General features: G+C 37.3%; 6 protein-coding genes and 2 pseudogenes. 3 read left to right on the top strand and 5 right to left on the bottom strand.

Translation table 11 applies throughout. The annotated features are described in order from the left end of the window. Positions 1-172: 172 nt before the first annotated feature. Positions 173-1,520: pseudogene (gene tnpC, locus OZD61_RS04085) on the top strand (IS66 family transposase). 143 nt (positions 1,521-1,663) lie between these two features. Here the strand turns inward: tnpC and rpe are convergent. Both rpe and OZD61_RS04075 read right to left on the bottom strand, forming a co-directional pair. Continuing rightward, positions 1,664-2,344 carry a ribulose-phosphate 3-epimerase gene (gene rpe / locus OZD61_RS04080; RefSeq protein ID WP_274979955.1) on the bottom strand — a complete coding sequence of 227 codons (681 nt, stop codon included), beginning with the start codon at positions 2,342-2,344 and terminating at the stop codon, positions 1,664-1,666. A gap of 94 nt (positions 2,345-2,438) precedes the next feature. Beyond that, positions 2,439-2,867 carry a zinc-ribbon domain-containing protein gene (locus tag OZD61_RS04075; RefSeq protein ID WP_274979954.1) on the bottom strand — a complete coding sequence of 143 codons (429 nt, stop codon included), beginning with the start codon at positions 2,865-2,867 and terminating at the stop codon, positions 2,439-2,441. Positions 2,868-2,942: 75 nt separating this feature from the next. On the opposite strand from OZD61_RS04075, the gene dapD reads away from it, so the two are divergent. Continuing rightward, positions 2,943-3,773, top strand: coding sequence for a 2,3,4,5-tetrahydropyridine-2,6-dicarboxylate N-succinyltransferase (dapD, locus tag OZD61_RS04070; RefSeq protein WP_274979953.1), 831 nt, complete (start codon positions 2,943-2,945; stop codon positions 3,771-3,773). Between the two features lie 6 nt (positions 3,774-3,779). Here dapD and OZD61_RS04065 read toward each other — a convergent pair whose 3' ends face one another. Both OZD61_RS04065 and OZD61_RS04060 read right to left on the bottom strand, forming a co-directional pair. Next, entirely contained in the window at positions 3,780-4,064 is a 285-nt protein-coding gene (locus OZD61_RS04065; RefSeq protein WP_010962783.1) for a DUF2610 domain-containing protein, read from the bottom strand. Further along, positions 4,065-4,457, bottom strand: a complete 393-nt coding sequence (locus tag OZD61_RS04060; protein ID WP_274979952.1) for a hypothetical protein — start codon at positions 4,455-4,457, stop codon at positions 4,065-4,067. 80 nt (positions 4,458-4,537) lie between these two features. On the opposite strand from OZD61_RS04060, the gene OZD61_RS04055 reads away from it, so the two are divergent. Continuing rightward, positions 4,538-5,587 (top strand): class I SAM-dependent methyltransferase, encoded by a 1,050-nt coding sequence (locus tag OZD61_RS04055; protein WP_274979951.1) that lies wholly within the window; start codon positions 4,538-4,540, stop codon positions 5,585-5,587. 449 nt (positions 5,588-6,036) lie between these two features. Here OZD61_RS04055 and terL read toward each other — a convergent pair. Then, positions 6,037-7,480: pseudogene (gene terL, locus OZD61_RS04050) on the bottom strand (phage terminase large subunit). Positions 7,481-7,509: the final 29 nt, after the last annotated feature.

Genomic DNA, 7,509 nt, shown 5'->3' with positions numbered 1-7,509 from the left:
CAGCTTGCAAATGATTGTCCTTTCCTTCATTTCTCTCCTATTACGAAGATTTTAAACAGGTTCTTACATACTCAAACAGTAAAAAAAAGGTATCCGTTCAGCGGAGCGGTAAAATAAAAAGTAGACAAGGAGTGCTAAAAACATAATATCACAAGTAGTATGTGTGGTAAACATGTCTGATCTACTAGCTGGTCTTCTCAAGCTCTGTGAAAGCTTTAAAATAGAGATAGAGCAACTAAAAGCAGAGATAAAGAGGTTAGAGATAGAAAACGAAAATTTTAGATCTGAGAATAAGGCGCTAAGAATCGAAAATGCTGAATTGAAAGAAAGACTAGGTCTGAATTCACAAAATTCATCGATACCGAGCTCAAAAGAGTTATACAAGCTAAAGAAGAAAAAGAAAAAAAGTGACAGGAAAATAGGGGCACAGATTGGGCATGAAGGAAAGTATCGCCCTAAAATGGAAGCAGATGAAGTGGTGAAAATAGAGTTCTTGCGAGTGCGGAGGAGAAATTGCGATATCGAAAGAGCCATACATTCATCAAAAAGTTGATTTGCCAGAAATTAAGCCTTATGTTGTGGAATACCAATGGCCGCTGTTGCAAGTGTGGAAAAAGAAAAAGTAGCAGGCTACCAGAAGGTGTTACTGCGGATACATTTGGTCCAAAAGTTAAGTCAACAATCGCGGCGCTGAGCGGATTTTACAAGAACTCGAAAAGAGAAGTAGCAAATATTATAAAAAATATTTTCAACCTGGACATCAGTGTTGGTAGCGTGTCAAATAGCGAGGCTAGAGTTGCAGAAAAATGCCAAGAAGCATATGAGCAAATCGAGCAAGAAGTAAGTAAAAGTGAAGTTCTGCATATCGATGAAATGAGCCATTATAACAAAGGTAAACTTGGTTGGTGCTGGATGTTTGCCAGTAATACAGCAAGTTTTATAAAATTGACAGAGTCAAAAGGAATGAAGGTTTTACAAAATAGTAAGTTCTGCAATCGCAATAGCTTACGACAGATACGCAGCATACAACTACTTTGCCGATAAGAACAGGCAAATCTGTTGGGCACATTTATCAAGAGATTTTGAAAGATTAGCACATAGTTGAAGTTAAAGTTCTGGGCTGTTACTTAAGAAACGTAGCCACTGAATTATTTACACTAAAAAAGGCCTTGCTAAAAAATGAGATAGATGTTTTTAGATTTACCAGACGTGCCAGAAAGTTGCGAAAACGTACAAGGTATTACTTGAAGCCGTTTACCTGAAGCAATTGGAGCTTCTCGAGTTGCAAAAAATATTTTGAAATCTGAAAGAATAATGTGGAATTTTTTAGATGACCCAGAAAACATTCCGCTTACAAACAACCATGCTGAACAGCAGATACGGCATTATGTCGTTTATCGCAAAAATTCATATTTTACCCAATCGAAGTGGGGAACTTGAACGGATAATTTCATTATACTTGACATGGAAACAAATGGGCTTTCCAAAACCTCTTATCTATCATCTCTCACACCGCTTAGCTGAACGGATACAACCCAAGAAAGGTTTTTCTACGTCATACCGCCGCGGTATCTCAGCATAGATTCCGCTAACGAGTAGCGGAATGACGAATTTATTGTTTTTCAAATTGTAGGTAAACCTAAGCCACTTTAGCTATATAGGGTCACAACAATAGATTTTTAAGATCGTTTACGGCCTTCTTAATATCTTCAGCCTTGAATATCGCCGATCCCGCAACTAAAATATCAGCGCCTGCTTTTATTATATCAGCTGCGTTAGAAAAGTTAATNCCACCATCTACTGAAATTTGTGTTTTAAGATTACGCTCCTGTATCATTTTTTTTATAGTAGATATCTTGTTCAACTGTGAATGAATAAATTCCTGCCCTCCAAAGCCAGGGTTGACTGTCATAATCAGCACAATATCTAGCTCATGTATTATGTATTCAAGCACACTTGGAGAAGTTGAAGGAACAATTGAAACTCCAGCTTGAATCGGTTTTTTTTCGTCGTTTACATTTTTGTATGACTTTATCTTTCTTATCAACCTCTCAAGGTGTGTCTCTGCTTCTGCATGTACAGTGATAATATCAGCACCAGCATTTATAAAGCCTTCAATGTGGTTACCAGGAGATTTGACCATTAAATGCACATCAAAAGGAAGATTGCTATATTTACGTATTGCAGAAACAACGCTAGGACCAACTGTAATATTTGGAACGAAATTCCCATCCATAACGTCTATGTGTATGTAATCCACACCTAAATCGCTAATTTTTCTTACTTCTTCCCCTAATTTTGCAAAATCTGCTGAAAGTATAGAAGGTGCAATTTTAATACTCATGAGCTGCCTTTTTTGCTAAAAAATAACTTATTTTCAAAACTCTGTCACCCTAAGCACCATCTGAGTAGCTAGAGACCGATATCGGTATGCCTATTTAACTAGATCTTAAATTAGATAAAAAAAGGTAGTCTTGATAAAACTTATTTACAGCAAGTTTTTTTACATTTGGACTTTCTGTTTGTTCCTTTTTGTACCCTAATTTATAGCTTATTGAATCCTTGTATAAACTGATCATTTTGTATGCTTTGTTCATCTCTCTAGGAAAGATGCCGTTAGCAATTACGACGCATAACCCTGTAGCTGTTGCAAAAGCTAGAGTGGTAAATGCTAGATTTTGTAAAAAATTCCTTCCACTAACTTTTTTTTCCTGTATATTAGCAGAGTGCGATTTGTTTGACACTTCTTCTAGATATTCATGCCATATGTGATTGCAGTTCGTACATTTTACCTTTCTTCCAGACGCGCCAATTTGCCTAGGAGATACTAAGTAAGTTTTAGTACAACTATTACATTGTATTTTCATAGCACTTACATATAAAGTAGTAACAAGCTCAAACGATACAGAGCTACAAATTTAACACCAATATATATATAACAAATGGAAGGTTTGCAACTAAAAAAAACACAGAGTGAGATAGAAAATATTTGGAAAAATAGAGAAAAATTTAATGACTGTAATCTAAAGAAAACAGCAAGAATAGCAATTAAAGAGGTAATTGAGCTCCTTGATAGTGGCAAAATTAGAGTAGCAGAAAAGCTATCAAGTGGAGAATGGGTAGTACATAAGTGGATAAAGCAAGCAATGTTATTACATTTTCTCACTGAAGAAAGCAAAATAATAGACAATACCAATTGCTGGTTTGACAAGATCGGTAACAAATTTAGTGAATGGAATGAGGAGAAATTTCGCCAGTTAAAAATTAGAGCAGTTCCTGGGTGTTTTGTCCGCCGATCTGCTTATATAGGTACAAATGTTGTTCTAATGCCAAGTTTTATCAACGTTGGTGCATATGTTGATTCAGGAACAATGATAGATACCTGGTCAACGATTGGTAGCTGTGCGCAAATAGGAAAAAACTGTCATATTTCCGGTGGAGTGGGAATAGGTGGAGTTCTTGAGCCTATTCAAGCTTCACCTGTCATTATAGAAGATAATTGCTTTATTGGAGCACGTAGCGAAGTGGCCGAGGGTGTGGTAGTGAGAGAAGGATCAGTCCTTGGCATAGGCGTGTTTATTGGGGCATCAACAAAGATTATTGATAGAGAAACTAGCAAGGTATTTTACGGCGAAGTGCCACCTTATTCTGTAGTGGTACCAGGGTCTATTCCATCTAAAAATAATATTTCAACCTATTGTGCAGTCATAGTAAAAAAAGTGGATGAAAAGACGAGATCGAAAATCTCTATAAATGAAATATTGAGGGATTAAACTATCTTACTCCTTGTCGTCACTTTTTTTATCATTATTACTAACCACAGTAATGGCATACGCGCATAACTCTGAGAAAGAGACACCATTTTCTTGAGATAGTTTATATAATTTTTGTAGACTTTCTTTTACTTTATTAGGAATATTCCCTCCACGTTCTTTTACAAGCCAGGAATCTTGATGATGAATTGGATGAGCATCACTTTTTGGATTTCCTATGTATATTGCAAAAGGTGAACTTTGCCCTTTGAAGTCACATTGTACAGTAAATTTTTTTATAGATTCAGCCATCTAAAGACCTCTACTTTTCTTTTTGGTCGATTTTATAGCAGGTGGAAGAGGTGGTTTCTTTATAAAATCTTGTCTATTGACAACACTTTCTCTACCTTCCAAAGCTCGGCGAACATCAGCTCTGCTTAATTGCGACTCTTTTGCTACCTTCATTCCATGCTTTGCCATAATATTAGCACATGCTAGTACTTTTTTTACCAATTCTAGATCACCATTTAGCATTTGAACTAGCACTTGAAACACTTCCGCTAAAGTTAGCCCATCAGCATTTATAACCTTGTTTTCTATAAAATTGACAGCTTCTTCAAAGTTGTATTCAATACTATCATCTTGAGGTATAAGGGCAACACAATCGGTGTTTTTGTCGTCCATAACTGAAGCACTATTACTCACAAACTTAAGTTTATACTATATATATAAATACTCCACTATTTTATATTATGGCACGCTATAGTTAAACATTTATTAATAACATGCTCACTTATATACACGAATTAATTGACAAAAGTCAAGGATCAATATCCATCAGTGATTTCATGAATGCCGTTTTGTACCATGAAAAATACGGCTATTATACAAGTAAATTACCGCTTGGTAAGGATGGTGATTTTACTACCGCACCTGAGATCAGCCAATTATTTGGTGAAGTAATTGCAGTTTGGATAATGCATACATGGGAAAAATTAGGAAAGCCATCAAAATTTTCTCTAGTTGAACTTGGGCCAGGCAAAGGAACACTCATTCACGATATAATAAGAGTCACTAAAAAGTACAGCAGCTTTTTTAATTCAATGTTGATCCACTTAGTTGAAATAAGCCCTACTTTACGGAAGATACAAAAGGAAAAATTAAAAAGCTTAGATGTTAATTGGCACAAAAATATTGACAACCTACCAGAACAACCAACCATTTTTTTAGCAAATGAGTTCTTTGACGCTCTTCCGATAGATCAGTTTGTATATCATGATGAGGGGTGGTATGAAAATATGGTGACAAAACAAGATGATGGCAGTCTCTTGGTGTCATGCCAGTGCGTGACACTGGAATCCAGAAAAAAAGAATCATGGATTCCAGTGTCAGCTACTCAGATGACAAATGGAAAATTTTTTAATGGTGCAGTGGTGGAAATATGTTCAGTTGGGGTTGAAATATTAAAAAAACTTGAGAAGAAGATATATAATAATAAAGGAGCTGCTTTGATTGTAGATTACGGTTATGTATACTCCGCATATAAGAGCACTTTGCAATCGATAAAACAACATAAGTATGCTAATTTTCTTGAGAATGTTGGTAATAGTGATATTACCGCACTTGTAAACTTTCAAGCATTAAAAGATTCATTAAAACACGTAGATTGCGAGATTTTAACTCAAAGAGAATTTTTATATCTTTTTGGCATAAAAGAAAGAACCCTGGCTTTAATGAAAAGCGCAAGTGATGAACAAAAGAATAGGATCTTTAGTGAATTCTTAAGGTTGACTGAAAATATGGGCACTCTTTTTAAAGCAATGCTATTGATATAGCTAACCCAAGAAAGGTTTCCCTACATCATACCGCCGCAGCGCTAACGAGCAGCGGAATGACGAATTTGTTGTTTTTCAAATTGTAAGTAAACCTAAGCCACTTTAGCTATAGCATAGCTAAAGTAATTTATGTTATTGGGTAAGTTAAAAATATGATATAAATAAGATAGGAGGGAGCTACTCACTATAGGAATAGAGTTGTGCACGACCCACAACTGTACGAACATTCGTTTGCGAAGAAATGTTATAGCTGGTTTTGCCTCAAACACAAAGATGTCATACGAGTAGCTGACTACTTGGATCCAGCCTTTCCATCCAAGACGGCAGTGCCCAGACACTGGAATAACAGCAGTCCTACGTCATACCGCCGCGGTATCTCTAGATCCCGCTAACAAGCAGCGGGATGACGGTTGTCTCTTAGCTGTCATCCCAGTACTGGTAGACTCAAATCACAATGCTCGTATAGCTGCAACCCTGGAGGTACTGTTTCTCACCCACTGCAAATATTGCACGGTACTGTCCACTTGGTCGTCGTGGCGCGTTTCAGGAAACATTAAAATCTCATACTCAAAATCGTTCAGCCATACTGCTTGATGTGGCAGAAAAACCTTGCCAGACTCTATAATCGGAACAATTTGATGAAATCGAGTGAGCTTGTCATCATGTGGCACTATTTCAATAATCGGTAAATCACTGTTTGTCTTTAGCTCTTGCACCAATTGTTGACTACTTGTTTTTGCTTCGATTAAAATTGCGTGTGGCGTCCATCTTGCAGCTAGTGACAAAACCTGTTCTTTAAGCTTTGGATACTCAAGCTTTGCGCAATATACGTCGAGTAAATAGAATTTATTATCTATTTTTGCCCAGGTGGTGCAGACACTAAAGTTGCTCATGTTACTTGTTGAAACCGCAGTATCCCAACTTTGTGTTATATGCGAGAGATTATCAGGAAATTTTTTATAGCGTTTCAACCACTCTGGTTTAATTATACCACTTGAAAGCGGCAGAGGGTTTTGTTGATATTGAGCAGCAAAAGCGTAACTCCCAAGTTCAGCTTTTATTATCTCAACTTCTTCTTTTCCTCCATCGAGGGGATATAACAACTGACCTTCTTCTCTTGAATATAATATCCTTACAGGTGACGCTGGTTTATTATATAATCGCCTGGTCGCACAGTGCTGAGCTACTCGGATGATAGGAACGGGAGGTATTGGCTTTTTGATTGAATAAATAACCTGCTTATTTTCAGAAATCATTGGCAAACAAATATGATGCCATATGTTTTTTGGCTTGGAGAGAAGGTGTCCAGTTAAGTCCTCCTGGTGTAGCCTGTGCATTACAAGAACGATGACTCCTTTTTTTCTATCGTTCAGCCTGGTTACTAAAGTCTGATCAAACCAGTTTGTGGCACGCTTTCTAAGCGTTTCACTCAAAGCTTGAGCAGAACTGAGCGGATCGTCCACAATGATAAAATCACCACCTTCACCAGTTAGTGTTCCACCAACTGATGTTGCGATTCTGTATCCTCTCTGCACTGTTTGAAATTTATATTTGGTATTCTGGTCTTTGGATAGTTCTATCTCTGGAAATAGCGCTCTATACCAACTAGACTGCATCACGCACCTGGTGTCGAGCGAGTGCTTTTCGCTGAGCCGCTGAGAATAACTTGCAACTATTATTCTCGCAGTTGCCCAGTATCCATGCGGGCCACGCAACGCTTATGCACATGGACTTCATCGAGCGCGGAGGCATATTGAATATTATTCGTTTCACTTCACCAGCGCTCGCTGCTTCCAGCCTGTCTGCTATGACTTTTATATACTGATAATCGTTATACTCACACCCCGGCACTACCGTTTGAAAGCACAGTTCAATGAATTTTAGAAAGTTCATGATATAATGTTGAAACCAACGCGTGACGC

Source organism: Wolbachia endosymbiont of Drosophila bocki, from assembly GCF_028982005.1.
GTDB lineage: Bacteria > Pseudomonadota > Alphaproteobacteria > Rickettsiales > Anaplasmataceae > Wolbachia > Wolbachia pipientis.
Note: the sequence above shows the minus strand (reverse complement) of the source record. Positions and strands in the feature narration are given on the sequence as shown.